The sequence below is a fragment of the Marinobacter daepoensis DSM 16072 genome, assembly GCF_000421165.1.
GTDB classification, from domain to species: domain Bacteria; phylum Pseudomonadota; class Gammaproteobacteria; order Pseudomonadales; family Oleiphilaceae; genus Marinobacter; species Marinobacter daepoensis.
Genome location: NZ_ATWI01000008.1, coordinates 613,989 through 629,038 on the forward strand (window position 1 = coordinate 613,989; position 15,050 = coordinate 629,038).

General features: G+C 55.5%; 16 protein-coding genes. 15 read left to right on the forward strand and 1 reads right to left on the reverse strand.

Going from position 1 to position 15,050, the window contains the following annotated elements; genetic code table 11:
• The first annotated feature begins 66 nt into the window (after positions 1 to 66).
• The 11 genes from K325_RS0103435 to K325_RS0103485 are packed head-to-tail and all read left to right on the forward strand — an operon-like array spanning position 67 to position 8,519.
• Complete coding sequence (locus tag K325_RS0103435; RefSeq protein ID WP_029652858.1) at positions 67 to 879, forward strand: ATP-binding cassette domain-containing protein; 813 nt, start codon at positions 67 to 69, stop codon at positions 877 to 879.
• Positions 876 to 1,658, forward strand: coding sequence for a lipid asymmetry maintenance ABC transporter permease subunit MlaE (gene mlaE, locus K325_RS0103440; RefSeq protein ID WP_029652859.1), 783 nt, complete (start codon positions 876 to 878; stop codon positions 1,656 to 1,658). The genes K325_RS0103435 and mlaE overlap by 4 nt, the downstream gene beginning before the upstream one ends.
• 20 nt (positions 1,659 to 1,678) lie before the next feature.
• Positions 1,679 to 2,128, forward strand: coding sequence for an outer membrane lipid asymmetry maintenance protein MlaD (mlaD, locus tag K325_RS0103445; RefSeq protein ID WP_029652860.1), 450 nt, complete (start codon positions 1,679 to 1,681; stop codon positions 2,126 to 2,128).
• A gap of 25 nt (positions 2,129 to 2,153) precedes the next feature.
• Positions 2,154 to 2,807 carry an MlaC/ttg2D family ABC transporter substrate-binding protein gene (locus K325_RS0103450; RefSeq protein WP_029652861.1) on the forward strand — a complete coding sequence of 218 codons (654 nt, stop codon included), beginning with the start codon at positions 2,154 to 2,156 and terminating at the stop codon, positions 2,805 to 2,807.
• Complete coding sequence (locus tag K325_RS0103455; RefSeq protein ID WP_029652862.1) at positions 2,804 to 3,121, forward strand: STAS domain-containing protein; 318 nt, start codon at positions 2,804 to 2,806, stop codon at positions 3,119 to 3,121. Before K325_RS0103450 ends, K325_RS0103455 begins: the two co-directional genes overlap by 4 nt.
• A 60-nt stretch (positions 3,122 to 3,181) precedes the next feature.
• A complete protein-coding gene (locus tag K325_RS0103460) occupies positions 3,182 to 3,424 on the forward strand; it encodes a BolA family protein (protein WP_029652863.1) in 243 nt (80 codons plus the stop codon).
• A 19-nt stretch (positions 3,425 to 3,443) separates the two neighbouring features.
• On the forward strand, positions 3,444 to 4,706 hold the full coding sequence (gene murA, locus K325_RS0103465) for a UDP-N-acetylglucosamine 1-carboxyvinyltransferase (protein ID WP_029652864.1): 1,263 nt from the start codon (positions 3,444 to 3,446) through the stop codon (positions 4,704 to 4,706).
• Between the two features lie 29 nt (positions 4,707 to 4,735).
• Positions 4,736 to 5,380, forward strand: coding sequence for an ATP phosphoribosyltransferase (hisG, locus tag K325_RS0103470; RefSeq protein ID WP_029652865.1), 645 nt, complete (start codon positions 4,736 to 4,738; stop codon positions 5,378 to 5,380).
• A 26-nt stretch (positions 5,381 to 5,406) separates the two neighbouring features.
• Entirely contained in the window at positions 5,407 to 6,711 is a 1,305-nt protein-coding gene (gene hisD / locus K325_RS0103475) for a histidinol dehydrogenase (RefSeq protein WP_029652866.1), read from the forward strand.
• Entirely contained in the window at positions 6,704 to 7,774 is a 1,071-nt protein-coding gene (gene hisC / locus K325_RS0103480) for a histidinol-phosphate transaminase (RefSeq protein ID WP_029652867.1), read from the forward strand. Before hisD ends, hisC begins: the two co-directional genes overlap by 8 nt.
• 1 nt (position 7,775) lies before the next feature.
• Positions 7,776 to 8,519 (forward strand): Nif3-like dinuclear metal center hexameric protein, encoded by a 744-nt coding sequence (locus K325_RS0103485; RefSeq protein ID WP_029652868.1) that lies wholly within the window; start codon positions 7,776 to 7,778, stop codon positions 8,517 to 8,519.
• A 1-nt stretch (position 8,520) separates the two neighbouring features.
• Here the strand turns inward: K325_RS0103485 and K325_RS0103490 are convergent, their stop codons facing one another.
• On the reverse strand, positions 8,521 to 8,958 hold the full coding sequence (locus K325_RS0103490; protein WP_029652869.1) for a Z-ring associated ZapG family protein: 438 nt from the start codon (positions 8,956 to 8,958) through the stop codon (positions 8,521 to 8,523).
• A gap of 200 nt (positions 8,959 to 9,158) precedes the next feature.
• Between K325_RS0103490 and zapE the strand changes: the two genes are divergently transcribed.
• From zapE to K325_RS0103510, 4 genes are all read left to right on the forward strand, one after another.
• Entirely contained in the window at positions 9,159 to 10,292 is a 1,134-nt protein-coding gene (gene zapE / locus K325_RS0103495) for a cell division protein ZapE (protein ID WP_029652870.1), read from the forward strand.
• Positions 10,293 to 10,327: 35 nt separating this feature from the next.
• On the forward strand, positions 10,328 to 11,512 hold the full coding sequence (locus K325_RS0103500) for a thiolase family protein (RefSeq protein WP_029652871.1): 1,185 nt from the start codon (positions 10,328 to 10,330) through the stop codon (positions 11,510 to 11,512).
• Positions 11,513 to 11,731: 219 nt separating this feature from the next.
• The gene (locus K325_RS0103505) at positions 11,732 to 13,564 is read left to right on the forward strand and encodes a DUF1302 domain-containing protein (protein WP_029652872.1); all 1,833 of its coding nucleotides are present in this window, start codon (positions 11,732 to 11,734) and stop codon (positions 13,562 to 13,564) included.
• Between the two features lie 33 nt (positions 13,565 to 13,597).
• Positions 13,598 to 14,959 carry a DUF1329 domain-containing protein gene (locus K325_RS0103510; protein ID WP_029652873.1) on the forward strand — a complete coding sequence of 454 codons (1,362 nt, stop codon included), beginning with the start codon at positions 13,598 to 13,600 and terminating at the stop codon, positions 14,957 to 14,959.
• The last annotated feature ends 91 nt before the right edge of the window (positions 14,960 to 15,050 follow it).

The window sequence follows — 15,050 nt, forward strand, 5'->3', positions numbered from 1 at the left end:
ACGCCGCTTTAATTGAGGTCTGGGAGAGCTTCGCATAATGTAGGCGCTCCTTGAAAGGGATGGATTATGGAGTCATCTGCGTACATTACACTCAGGAACGTGGTGTTTTCCCGTTCCGGACGTCGGATTTTTGATGGGGTCAGCCTGGATATTCCCAGGGGTAAAGTGACCGCTATCATGGGGCCCAGCGGAACCGGGAAGACCACGTTGCTCAGGCTGATTGGCGGGCAGCTCCGCCCGGATTCCGGTGAGATCACGGTGGCGGGGCATGAGGTGCCGAAGCTCAGGCGCAAGGCGCTGTATCGCTTACGCGAAAAGATGGGCATGCTGTTTCAGAGCGGTGCTCTGTTTACCGATCTCAGCGTTTACGAGAACGTGGCGTTTCCTCTCAGGGTTCATACCCGGTTGCCTGAGGACATGATTCGGGATGTTGTGCTGATGAAGCTTGAGGCTGTTGGCCTGAGAGGGGCCAGAGACCTGATGCCCTCGGAGTTGTCTGGCGGGATGACCCGGCGGGTAGCGCTGGCACGCAGTATTGCGCTGGACCCGGAACTCATCATGTACGACGAGCCGTTTGCCGGACAGGACCCGATTGCTATGGGAGTGCTGGTCAAACTGATCCGGGACCTGAACAGCTCCATGGGGCTGACCAGTGTTCTGGTGTCTCACGATGTGCCGGAATCTCTGAGTATCTGCCACTATGCCTGTATCATTGCCGACGGCCGGGTTATCGGTGAAGGTACGCCCGAGCAATTGCGAACCCACCCGTCTGAACGTGTCCGGCAGTTTCTGGAGGGTAAGCCTGACGGGCCGGTTCCGTTCCATTATCCCAGTGGGGATGCAGCGTCAGACTTTGGTGTGAACGGGGAAGGTATATGATGGGTCGTATTGCCGCGCTTGGTCGGCTGGGGCTTACACTTGTAGCTTCCCTGGGGCGCTCGGGGCGATTTCTCTTCGGCGTGCTGGCAGGTGTACCCCGGCCAGTGACGGGGTTCCCATTGCTGGTGAAGCAGCTCTATGCGGTGGGTGTGCTGTCACTGGCGATCGTGGTGGTTTCCGGCCTGTTTATTGGCATGGTGCTGGGGCTTCAGGGCTACACCATTCTCAGTGATTATGGTTCAGAGTCTGCCATTGGTCAGATGATTGCCCTGACGCTGGTCCGGGAGCTTGGCCCGGTGGTGACGGCTTTGCTGTTCGCTGGCCGCGCCGGCTCGGCCCTAACCGCCGAAATCGGGTTAATGAAGGCTACGGAACAGCTTTCCAGTATGGAAATGATGGGCGTGGACCCACTGCGGCGTGTGATCGCACCACGGCTCTGGGCGGGCTTTCTGGCAATGCCGGTACTGGCGATGATCTTCTCGGTGGTTGGAATCTGGGGAGGTATGTTGGTTGGTGTCGAGTGGCTGGGCGTGTTTGAAGGTTCTTTCTGGGGCAATATGCAGTCCTCGGTCGACTTTGCGGACGATGTGCTGAACGGTTTCATTAAGAGTGTGGTGTTTGGCTTCGTCTGTGCCTGGATAGCGGTCTATCAGGGCTACGACTGTGTGCCGACTTCAGCTGGGATCAGCTCGGCGACTACCAAAACGGTTGTTTACTCATCGTTGGCGGTGCTTGGTCTCGATTTTGTGTTGACCGCCGTCATGTTCGGTGATTTTTAACAGGAATCAGGAAACTCTTCATGGCTCAGAGAAGTGTAGAAATCGTTGTTGGTCTGTTTATGATCGCTGGTCTGGCGGCGCTCATGTTTCTGGCGTTACAGGTAAGTGGGTTGTCACCGAAATCGGCAGAGCAAAGCTATACGCTTTATGCCAATTTTAACGATACCGGAGGCCTGACGCCTCGTGGCAAAGTCTCTATGGCAGGTGTGACCATCGGTACCATTGAGTCGGTAACGCTGGATCGGGAGACGTTCCAGGCCAAGGTTACTATGTCCATTCATGCCGATGTCGACAACATTCCGGCCGACAGTGCTGCAGTAATACGTACATCCGGTCTGCTCGGTGAGCAGTACATTGATATTTCAATCGGCGGGGACCTGGAGTCGCTGCAGGCCGGAGACACCTTCTATTCCACTCAGTCTGCCATGAACCTGGAGCGGCTGATCAGTAACTTTGCCTCAGGCCGGTAAGCCAGGGGCGGCAAAGGAGAACGCGATGATTGCTCTCAAACAACGGATGGCGCTTGTGGTTGCCATGGTGGTCCTGATGGTGGGGCAGGCATGGGGCGGCCCGGAAGAGGATCTCAAGCGCTACGTCGATGAAAACACCCAGAAGCTGGTGCAGAAGCTGAACGCAGAAAAAGGGCTTTACGATCGCGACCCGGAGGCTTTCTACGTCAGCATGGACGAGACCCTTGAGCAGTTTGTCGACTTCCGGCGGATCGCGGCCCGTGTGATGGGGCGCTACGCTCGACAGACCACCCCCGAGCAACGGGATGCCTTTGTTGAAAAGTTCAAGCGTAGCCTGTTCGACAGTTACGCCCAGGCGCTGGTGACGGCCGAAGATTTCCAGATCACGGTGAAAGAGGCCACCATTCTGCCGCAGAATGATGATCGGGCCACGGTGGAGATGGAGTTGATCAGTGCGTCCGGCAATCGTTATCCGGTCACCTATTCCATGTACCGTAATGGCGAGGGGCGTTGGTTGATGGAGAACGTGATCGTTGAAGGTGTGAATATCGGTCTGGCCTTCCGGGATCGTTTTGCCCAGGAAATGGAAGAAAATCGAGGCCAGGTTCAGGTGGTTATTGATGGCTGGGGAGACGCTGTTGACTCCCTGAACCTGGATGAACAGGTAGATCGTTCATGAGCGAGGCATTGCCAGGTCTTGCCCGGGAAGGTTCTGCGCTCAGAGTGACCGGTGTTGTGACGGCAGAGAATGTTGTGGCGCTGCGCCAACAGGGTGAGCAGGAAATCCGGCAGGCCGGAGGGGTGCTTGAGATCGACCTTTCCGGGCTTGAAACCGCTCACAGTGTCGTGCTCTCGCTGTTGTTGTGCTGGCAGCGCCTGGCGTTGCGCCAGCATTGTCAATTGTCGTTTTCCGGGGCCAGTGAGCGCCTCCGGTCGCTGGCGGCGCTCAGTAATCTTCAGGAACAGATTCCCGGATTTGCCGGCCACAGCTGACCGGCGCCCGGGAATTAGTTACAATTCCGCCCCTTGTTTCAACTAAATCGAGGAATCCTTATGGACGCCGCCCAGGTTACCGAACTTGTCAAAGAAGCCCTTCCCGGTTGCGAGGTTCAGGTGCAGGTTGATGGCAACCACTACCTTGTGGTCGCGGTGGGTGACGTATTCGAGGGACTACCCACAATCAAACGGCAGCAGATGATCAATAAGGTGTTGTTCCAGCACGTAATGGACGGCACCATTCACGCCCTTCACCCGAAAGCCTATACCCCGAGCGAGTGGGCTGATCAACAGGCCTGAGCCTTACAGGACAATTACCGTGGACAAACTACTGATCAGGGGGCGCAAGCCTCTGGATGGCGAAATCCGTATTTCCGGCGCCAAGAACGCGGCTCTGCCGATTCTTGCCGCGACGCTGCTGGCTGATGAGCCGGTCACCGTTGGCAACCTGCCACACCTGAACGATATCACCACCATGATCGAGTTGCTCGGTCGGATGGGGGTTGAGTTAATGATTGATGAGAAAATGAGCGTGGAAGTACACGCCAATACCATCAAGCACTTTCACGCCCCCTATGAGCTGGTAAAGACCATGCGCGCCTCGATTCTTGTGCTTGGCCCGCTGGTTGCTCATTTTGGTGAAGCCGAGGTTTCTCTGCCTGGCGGGTGTGCCATTGGTACTCGTCCGGTTAACCTGCACATCCACGGCCTGGAAATGATGGGCGCGGATATCAAGGTTGAGAACGGTTATATCAAGGCCAAGACCAATGGTCGCCTGAAAGGCGCTCATATCTTTCTGGACACCGTCACGGTGACCGGGACCGAGAACCTGATGATGGCGGCAGCCCTGGCCGATGGTAAAACCATTCTTGAAAATGCGGCCCGGGAACCTGAAGTGGTGGACCTGGCCGAGTGCCTGATCGCGATGGGGGCCGATATCAAAGGCCATGGCACTGCCACTATCGAGATCAATGGGGTGGAACGTCTCCACGGGTGCCATTACGACGTGCTGCCGGACCGGATTGAAACCGGCACCTATCTGGTGGCGGCGGCGGCGACTGGCGGACGGGTCAAAGTCAAGGATACCCGTGACGACATTCTGGAAGCGGTACTTCTGAAACTGGAAGAAGCCGGAGCGCACATTAGTACGGGGTCTGGCTGGATTGAGCTGGATATGAAAGGTAACCGGCCCAAGGCTGTCAGCCTGCGGACGGCCCCGTATCCTGCCTTTCCAACCGATATGCAGGCTCAGTTCGCTGCGATGAATGCGGTTGCCGAAGGCTCTGGCACCATCGTTGAAACGGTTTTTGAAAACCGGTTCATGCACCTCCAGGAGCTCATCCGTATGGGGGCTGATATCACACTGGAAGGTAATGCGGCGATCATCAAGGGCGTGGATCACCTGACCGGTGCACCCGTGATGGCGACCGATCTCCGGGCATCTGCCAGCCTTGTTATCGCAGGCCTGGTGGCAGACGGTGATACCATTGTCGACCGGATCTATCATATAGACCGCGGTTACGAATGCATTGAAGAGAAGCTGCAGTTGCTGGGCGCCAGCATTCGTCGCCTGCCAGCCTGACTTTGACCAACGGGAAACCGGAAGGATACATGACAGACTCCATCACCATCGCCTTGTCGAAGGGACGCATTCTGGAAGAAACCCTGCCTTTGCTGGCAGAGGCAGGCATTGAGCTTGTTGACGACGTGAAGAAATCGCGCAAGCTGGTGTTCCCGACCACCGATCCTAACGTGCGGATTCTGATTATCCGGGCGACCGATGTGCCCACCTATGTTCAGTATGGCGGAGCAGATCTGGGGGTGACCGGCAAGGATGTGCTGATGGAACATGGCGGGGAAGGCCTGTACGAGCCGCTGGACCTGAATATCTCGCGCTGCAGATTGATGACTGCCGGTAAGAAGGGGGAGCAGCCCCCGGCAGGCAGGATTCGGGTAGCCACCAAATTCGTCAATATGGCGCGGCGTTATTACGCTGCCCAGGGTCGGCAGGCCGATATCATCAAACTGTACGGTGCGATGGAGTTGGCGCCCATTCTGAATCTGGCCGATGAAATCGTTGATATTGTGGATACCGGTAATACCCTCAAGGCCAACGGTCTGGAAGCGCGGGAGCTGATCGGCCATATCAGTAGCCGGCTTGTTGTGAACCGGGCCTCCATGAAAATGAAGCATGGCCAGATCAATCCCATCATCGAGAAGATGTCCGCTGCGGTTGATCGCCGCCGCGAATCGTAGTGTTAATCCAAAACAGGATTTGAAAAATGACCGACAGAATCACCCGACTGAATACCGCTCAGAGCGATTTCGATAGCGCGCTGGCAAGCCTGCTGGCCTGGGACGACAGTGTGGACCATCAGGTGAATGAGTCGGTCAGGCATATCCTGCATGAAGTAAAAAACCGGGGAGATGCGGCGGTTCTGGAGTTTACGGCGAAGTTTGATCGTCTGAACGCAGGTGCTGTGGCTGAACTGGAAATGGACGGTGCGCGGCTGAAAGCTGCCTTGGCGCAAATCCCTCAGGATCAGCGGGAAGCGCTGGAAAAGGCGGCGGCGCGTGTTCGCGATTATCATGAGCGTCAGAACCAGGCCTCCTGGCAGTATCAGGACGAAGACGGCACGGTGCTGGGCCAGAAGGTAACGCCGCTGGATCGTGCTGGCCTTTATGTGCCAGGGGGGAAGGCGGCCTATCCATCGTCTGTACTGATGAATGCCATTCCGGCCAAGGTCGCGGGGGTTTCTGAGGTGATCATGGTGGTGCCCACCCCTGATGGTGTGGTCAACGACCTGGTTCTGGCGGCGGCTGCGGTGGCAGGGGTTGATCGGGTGTTCACCATTGGCGGTGCCCAGGCGGTTGCTGCTTTGGCGTACGGTACCGAGACCGTCCCTGCTGTCGACAAGATTGTCGGGCCTGGCAATATTTTTGTGGCGACGGCCAAACGTGAAGTGTTTGGTGTTGTTGGTATCGACATGATTGCCGGTCCGTCTGAGATTCTGGTGATCTGTGATGGTAAGACCGATCCTGACTGGATTGCGATGGACCTGTTTTCTCAGGCTGAGCACGACGAACAGGCACAGAGCATTCTCGTGAGCCCTGATGCTGAATTTCTGGATGCGGTTGAGGTCAGCATCAACAAGCTTTTGCCGACCATGGAAAGAGAAGAGATCATCCGCACGTCCATGCTCGGCCGTGGGGCTCTGATACAGGTGGCCGACATGAAGGAAGCGGCCGAGGTAAGCAACCGGATTGCGCCCGAACACCTTGAACTGTCGGTGGAAGACCCCCAGTCCATGCTGAGCGATATCCGCCACGCTGGTGCCATTTTCATGGGGCGGCACACTGCCGAAGCGCTTGGTGACTATTGTGCCGGACCAAATCACGTATTGCCGACCAGTGGCACAGCACGATTCAGCTCGCCTCTGGGCGTTTATGATTTTCAGAAGCGATCTTCGCTGATCGGTTTTACCGCTCAGGGCGCAGACAGAATGGGGCGTGTGGCTTCTGTTCTGGCCCGGGGTGAGGGGCTCACCGCACATGCACGCTCAGCGGAGTACCGGATCAATGAGTAAGTATTGGAGTGCTTTGGTCAGTGAACTGAAGCCGTATGTGCCAGGCGAGCAGCCAAAGATGGCGAACCTGGTGAAGCTGAATACCAATGAAAACCCGTTTGGGCCTTCTCCGAAGGTGATCGCTGCTATCAAATCCGAGTTGAACGATGGCCTGCGTCTATACCCTGATCCTGAGGGGCAGGCACTTAAGCAGGCCATTGCGGACTATCATGTGGATTTTGGTATCGCGCCCAGCCAGGTCTTTGTCGGTAACGGGTCTGACGAGGTGCTTGCTCATGTTTTTCAGGGGCTGCTCAAGCATGATAAGCCGATCCTGTTCCCGGATATTACGTACAGTTTTTACCCGGTTTACTGCGGTCTTTATCAGATTGAAAGCTGTGTCATGCCGCTGAATGATCGCTTTGAAATTGATCCGGCGGATTACCGGCGCCCCAACGGCGGTATTATTTTCCCCAATCCGAACGCACCCACGGGGCGTTATCTCGGGCTGGGGCATGTAGAGGATATCCTCCAGGCGAACCCGGACAGTGTCGTGGTGGTGGATGAGGCCTATGTGGATTTCGGTGGTGAGACTGCAATAAGGCTGGTCAACCAATACCCGAATCTTCTGGTGTGTCAGACACTTTCCAAGGCCCGCTCCCTGGCCGGGCTCCGGGTTGGGTTCGCCGTTGGGAATGAAGAGCTGATTGAAGCCTTGAGTCGGGTTAAGGACAGTTTTAATTCGTACCCGCTGGATCGGCTGGCTCTTGCTGGTGCCGTTGCTGCCTTTGAGGACAAACAATGGTTTGAAGACTCGGTAAATGGTGTTATCCGCGAACGTGAGAAACTGACAGCCGAGCTTGAAAAGCGTGGATTTGAGGTGCTGCCCTCCAAGGCAAACTTTGTGTTCGCAAGACATCCTGAGCACACCGGAGAGGATGTTGCGGCTCTGTTGCGGGAGCAGGGCATTATTGTTCGTCATTTCAATAAGCCCAGAATCAGCGACTTCTTGCGGATTACCGTGGGTACCGCTGATCAGAACAAGGCCCTGATTAAGGGTTTGGGTAAGCTGTCGGAGGTCTGATTTGGCAAACCGGAACGACATCCTGAATGCCATGAATGAATGGCTGAAGCCTGAGAATTTTCAGGATTACTGCCCGAATGGTCTGCAGATTGAAGGAAAGGACGAGGTGGCCACCATTATCACCGGTGTCACCGCAAGTCAGGCCCTGATTGATGCCGCGGTTGACGCGGGGGCTGACATGATACTCGTTCATCATGGTTATTTCTGGAAAGGCGAAGAGCAGGCTATTCGCGGCATAAAACGCCGGCGTATCAAGCAGCTTCTGGATAACGACATCAACCTCGTTGCCTATCACCTGCCGCTGGATGATCATCCGGACTATGGTAACAATCGTCAGCTTGCCCGGGTGCTGGGGATCGAGTGCCCGAGGCCACTCGATGGACTGGTCTGGCAGGGTGAACTTTCTCAGCCTCTTTCAGTAAAAGCGTTTGAGGCTCAGGTTGCCCGGGCTCTTGATCGTCAGCCTCTCCATGTGGGGTGTGGCAAGAGCGAGATCAGGACGGTGGGCTGGTGCACTGGAGCGGCTCAGGGGTTTCTGGGGACGGCTCTGGATGCCGGGCTGGATGCGTTTATCAGTGGGGAAATTTCAGAACCCACCACGCATCTGGCTCGGGAAGGCGGTATTCATTATTTTGCAGCGGGCCACCACGCTACCGAGCGGTATGGGGTTCAGGCCCTTGGGCAGGCAGTCGCGGGGGCTTTTGGTATCGCCCACCGCTTTATCGACTGCGATAACCCGGTGTAAATCACGCCGGGCGCTTTTCGCCTTTGTCGAGACCATAATCTTCAGCCAGGGTCCCTTTGGCTTCCGGGTCGGCTTTTGGCGCATAGTCCCTTGGCGGTTCTGCTGTCTCGCCGTCTTTTCCGTGTTCCAGACGCCCTTTGGCTTCCTCATCCAGCTCTTCCAGCCAGTCTTCGTCGTTGCAAAGACGGTTGGCCCCGCGCGCCATATGCTGATTCACGTCCCGGTAGGCATCGTTAAAACGGCGCAGAAGGTGAGCGGATTCCATAAAGTGCTCGTTTACCTGAGCCTGGTAGCGCGTAAACTCACTGCGCAGTTCTTCAATCTGCTGCTCGGCCCGGCGTTGCCGGAGCGTTGCTCCCTGGCCGGAACGGCCAAACAGAATCCCGATGACAATGCCAATAGCCAATGCGGCAACGGCCGCCAGAATCAGGTTTGTCATGTGTAACGTCGTCCTTAGTTTGCCTGCAAGTGAGCCTGTGCCCTCTGTCAGAGTATAACGCCCCAGACCGATTGAGCCCATGCTGAAACACTGCGCCAATCGTCGTATTGCTCCGGGACTGGCCCAGCGTGGCGAAAAATCGCCAAATAAGCGACAATACCGCGCCGATTTTTACTCCACTAAACTATCCAGGAAGCCTGATGACTGCTGCCACATCCTCCGAAACCGTTGCGAACCAGACCCCTTGGGCGCGTTACCAAAAGGATCTCGAGCGCCCGGACTTTCATAAGGATCCGGCGCAGGAAGACGCTGTGCAACGGCTACAGGCACTGTACGACAAATTGGTTGCGGCTGAAAATGAACGTGACCGGGGGTTGACCAAACTGCGCCGCAGACTCAGAAAAGGGCGGGAAGAGCCGGTAACCGGGTTGTATTTCTGGGGCGGTGTTGGCCGGGGGAAAACCTACCTGATGGATACGTTTTTTGAATCCCTGCCTTTTGAACGAAAAATGCGAGTGCACTTTCATCGCTTCATGCAGCGAGTTCACCACGAGCTGAAAGCGTTGAAAGGCGAAAAAAATCCGCTTGAGACGGTGGCAAAAAAGTTTGCCGATGAAACCCGGGTCATCTGTTTTGATGAGTTTTTTGTCTCCGATATCGGAGATGCCATGATTCTCGCCACACTGATGGACGGCTTGTTCAGCCGGGGCGTGACTCTGGTATGTACGTCGAATATTGTTCCCGATGGTCTTTACAAAGACGGCCTGCAGCGTGCGCGCTTCCTCCCCGCGATTGAGCTGGTTAAGAAGTACACCGATGTTGTTAATGTCGATGGTGGGGTGGATTACCGGCTGCGCACCCTGGAGCAGGCTGAACTGTACCATTGTCCGCTGGACCACGAGGCGGACGTCAGTCTGCGCAATAGTTTTGATGCCCTGGCGCTGGAAGCAGCCAAACACAGCAAAACCATGGAAATCAATGGCAGAAAGATTCCTGCCCAGGCTCATGCCGATGACGTGGTCTGGTTTGATTTCAAGGATGTCTGCGACGGGCCACGCAGCCAGAATGACTACATTGAAATGGCAAGGCAGTTCCATGCCATCATCGTCAGCAATGTGCCTGTTCTGGGCGGTGACAAAGATGATCAGGCCCGGCGTTTCATCAACATGATTGATGAATTCTACGATCGCAATGTCAAAGTTATCATTTCCGCAGCGGCCCCCATCACCGAACTCTATTCCGGTGGGCGCCTGAGTTTTGAATTCGAGCGTACCGAGTCCCGACTGCTGGAAATGCAGTCCCGGGAATATCTTGAAGCACCCCACAAACCATAAGCAAAACCATAAAGAACCAACAGAGAGGTCACAGCATGAGTCAGGACAACGTAGTCATTGTAAGTGGTGTTCGCACTCCCATGGGCGGGTTCATGGGTAGTCTGGCTCCGGTTTCCGCGCCAGAACTTGGCGCGATTGCCATCGCTGAAGCGGTAAAGCGTGCAGGCTTGCAGCCAGCGGATATTCAGGAAGTGATCATGGGTAACGTACTGCCGGCTGGTCTGAAGCAGGGGCCTGCTCGTCAGGCCATGCGCAAGGCAGGTTTGCCGGACAGCACGGGCGCGACCACCATCAACAAGCTCTGTGGTTCCGGAATGAAAGCCACGATGTTTGCCCATGACCTGATCAAGGCGGGTTCCAATGATGTGATGGTTGCTGGTGGCATGGAAAGTATGTCGAACGCGCCGCATGTCCTTCTTGGTGCCCGTCAGGGGTATCGTATGGGGCCCGGTCAGGCGCCTCAGGATCATATGTTTCTGGATGGGCTCGAAGATGCCGAAACCGGTCGCCTGATGGGCTCTTTTGCTCAGGAAATGGCCGATCAGAAAGGGTATACCCGGGAAGAAATGGATGAGTATGCGATTTCCTCCCTGAATCGGGCCAAGAGGGCGATTGAGGATGGGCTCCTGAAAGAGGAAATCATCCCCGTAACAGTAAAAACCCGAAAGGGTGAGGTGGTCGTTGCCGATGATGAGCAGCCTCACAATGCCAATATTGAAAAAATTCCGACTCTGCGCCCAGCCTTCGCCAAAGACGGTACCGTGACAGCGGCTAACGCGTCCTCTATTTCCGATGGGTCTTCCGCACTGGTCCTGATGCGTGAGTCAGAAGCGGAAAAGCGTGGCCTTAAGCCGCTCGCCCGGATCGTTGCGCACAGCACCCAGTCCCAGCATCCCAGCGAGTTCACCTGTGCGCCAGTAGGGGCTATCCAGACGCTGTTCGAGAAAACCGGGTGGACGAAAGACGATGTTGACCTGTACGAGATCAACGAAGCTTTTGCCATGGTTGCCATGATGCCGATTAAAGAACTGGGCCTCGACCCGGAAAAGGTGAACATTCATGGTGGTGCCTGTGCTCAGGGGCACCCGGTTGGTTCAACGGGCTCACGACTGCTCGTAACGCTGATGCATTCACTGAAGCGCTACGGCAAGAAAAAAGGCGTTGCCGCGCTGTGTATTGGTGGTGGTGAGGCAACAGCCATGGCTATTGAAATGCTGTAATTGTCCAGGTGGTTGCACTCCTGAATCTTGTCTATAGTGAGGGAGTGCGAGCGCCGGCTGAGCGCAGAGTGACCGTAAAATCATACTTTTGACTGATCAAAGCCCGCAAAGGGCTTAGCTATAGTGCAAGCATCACGGCACTGTGCACCAAGCCGTCAGGATACCTAACTACCAGAACAACAGAGCAGCGACTCAGAACAACAACGGAGTAGCCTTCCAATGACAAGAAAAACTCAACCTTGGCAGCGTTGGACCAAGTTACCGCTTGCCGTAGCTATAGCCGCCGGCGTGTCCGGTCAGGCATCTGCATACTCGTTCTACATGGGTGACGTTGAGGCCCAGTTCAATACCACATTATCGGCCGGTGCTTCCTGGCGGGTAGAAGATGCTGACAAGCGTCTCCTGGCTCCTCACGATGGCCGTGGCACGGCATCCACCAACAACTACGATGATGGTAACCGCAACTTCGATAAAGGCGATACCATCTCGAAAATCGTCAAAGGTAACAGTGAGCTGTTCCTCGATTACGCGGTTGATAACCCCTACCTGACACGGGTAGGTGGTTTTGTCCGCGGCCGTTACTGGTATGACTTCGAACTCAAGGACGAGAGCCGCCGTTACGTTGAGCTGAACGAAGAGGCCAAGAAGAACGCATCCGGGGGTGAAATTCTTGATGCCTACGTGTTCTCAGACTGGTATTTCGGCAATGTTCCGGTGAGCATGCGCTACGGTAAGCAGGTTGTGAGCTGGGGTGAGAGTACATTTATCCAGGGCGGTATTAACACCATCAACCCGGTAGATGTGCAGGCGTTCCGGGCTCCAGGTTCGGAGTTAAAGGACGCTTTGCTGCCGGTTGAAATGTTCTACGTGTCGGCAGGCATTACGGAGAATGTGTCCGTTGAGGCCTTCGTGCAGGCCAAATGGGAGCCGGTTCGTCCGGACGATTGCGGTACCTTCTTCTCGACCATCGATTTCGTATCGGATGGTTGTGGCCCGATCTGGCCATCGGGTGAAGTCAGCGAAGCGCAAAGCCAGCTGCTGGACGCAACAGATGCGTTAGGGCTTGGTGGCTATGCGATCAATCGCCAGGCGGATGTCGAAGCAGACTCCAAAGACCAGTTTGGGGTGGCGGTACGTTGGTATGTGCCTGCTCTGAACGATTCTGAACTGGGCTTTTACTACATCAAGTACAATAGTCGCTTGCCGTACGTAAGTGGCGTGCTTAATGATGGCCCTGCCCCTGGTCCGGGGTACTTCCCCGACTACTTCATGGAGTATCCGGAGAACATCGACCTGTACGGCATCAGCATCAACACCACCACGCCCGGCGGCTGGTCTCTGGGCGCTGAATACAGCTTCCGTGAAGGGGTTCCCTTGCAGTGGAACGCCTTTGAGCTGATCTATGCCGGGTTGCAGCTTCCCGGGCCCGATGGTACCCCGGTCAGTCTGTTGCAGCAGCAGCGGCAGGAAGAGCTGGGCACTACTGATATCAACGGGTTGAGAGCGTCGGGTAACGACCGCTTCAACGTGTCCCAGTTCCAGTTCACCCTGATTAAATTCTTCGATCAGGTTATGGGCGCCAGCCGTTTGTCTCTGATCAACGAAGTGGGGATGACCTGGGTGCACGATCTGCCAGGGTACGATGAAGCCCGCTATGGCCGTTCCGGTACCTTTGGGATCGGGCCGGTTCCAACGGCGGTTGGTGATATCTGTCCCCAGCTCAACCTGAACTCCGATTATTGTGAGAATGAGGGTTTCACCACAGACTTTTCCTGGGGTTACCGTACTCGTCTGGTCTGGGAGTACCCGAACGCTTTTGCGGGTGTGAACCTTTCGCCACAACTGGCCTGGAGTCATGACGTTGAAGGATACTCACCGCAGCCCGGTGGAGCGTTCAACGAAGGAAGCAAAGCCGTTGGCCTGTCTGTTCAGGCGGTGTATCAGAACAAGATCACCGGCAACATTGGCTACACAAACTTTTTCGGTGGCAAGCCGTATAACGAGTTGACCGACCGTGATTTCGTGAGTGCGAGTGTTTCCTACTCATTCTGAACCGGACCGAATTCGTTTAACGAGGTAATTTAGATGAAACTGAACAAGAAACTACTGGCTACAGGTGTATTGGCTGCAAGTCTCTTTACCGGTCAGGCCTGGGGTGCGGTTTCTGCAGAGGAAGCGGCCAAGCTGGGAGACACCCTGACGCCAATGGGTGCGGAAAAAGCCGGTAATGGAGGCGTCATTCCTGCCTGGACCGGAGGAATGGACAGTGCGCCTGCTGGCTATAAGGGCGATGGCATTTACATTAATCCGTTCCCTGACGAGCAGCCTGAGTTCGTTATCGATCAAAACAACGTTGGCCAGTATGCCGATAACCTGTCTCCCGGGCAGGTTGCGATGATCCGCCAGTACCCGAATTACAAGATTCCGGTGTATCCGACCCATCGTACCGCGGTTTATCCAAAAGACATCATGGATGAAACGGTCAAAAATGCGACTCAGTCGGAATTGGTGCAGGGCGGAAACGGTATCGGGAATTACCAGAACGCAACCCCTTTCCCCATTCCCCAGAACGGACTGGAAGTGATCTGGAACCATATCACCCGCTATCGGGGTGGTTCGGTTCAGCGTAATGTGGGGCAGGCGACTCCGACAGCCAACGGCGCATTCTCTGTAGTCAAATTTCAGGATGAATTGAGCTGGAACTCCTATCTGGCGGACTATGAGCCGGGCAAGGATGATAACGTTCTGTTTTATTTCAAGCAGGCCATTACGGCACCGGCTCGTCTGGCGGGTAACGTTCTTCTGGTTCATGAAACTCTGGACCAGGTGAAAGAGCCTCGCCGTGCATGGATTTACAACGCGGGCCAGCGTCGTGTTCGCCGTGCCCCACAGGTGGCATACGATGGTCCCGGTACGGCGGCCGACGGTATGCGCACCTCTGACAACTTCGACATGTTTAACGGCGCGCCAGATCGTTATAACTGGGAGTTGCTGGGTAAAAAAGAGATGTATATTCCATACAACTCCTACAAACTGGTTGATCGTGACCTGAGCTACGATGAAATCATCAAGGCCGGACACATCAATCAGGACCTGACCCGCTATGAGCTGCACCGTGTCTGGCATGTCCGGGCGACTCTGAAAGATGGCGAGCGCCACGTCTACGCCCAGCGTGATTTCTATATTGATGAGGACTCCTGGCAGGCAGCGATCATTGATCATTACGATGGTCGTGGTGAGCTCTGGCGTGTGGCTGAAGCACACGGCATGCAGTTCTACGATCAGGATGTGCCCTGGTATGCGATTGAGGTTCTCTACGACCTGTTGTCCGGCCGCTATCTGGCTCTCGGGTTGACCAACGAAGAAAACAACCCGTACAGCTTTGGAGTGGAGCGCCAGTCCCGGGATTACACACCAGCGGCCTTGCGTCGTGCGGGTACCCGATAAGCGCTGATAAACGGCGATTGTAAAAAACGGCGAGCCCCTCAGGGCTCGCCGTTTTTTTATGGGTAACAAGCTGTATCGAAAGTGTTAAAAA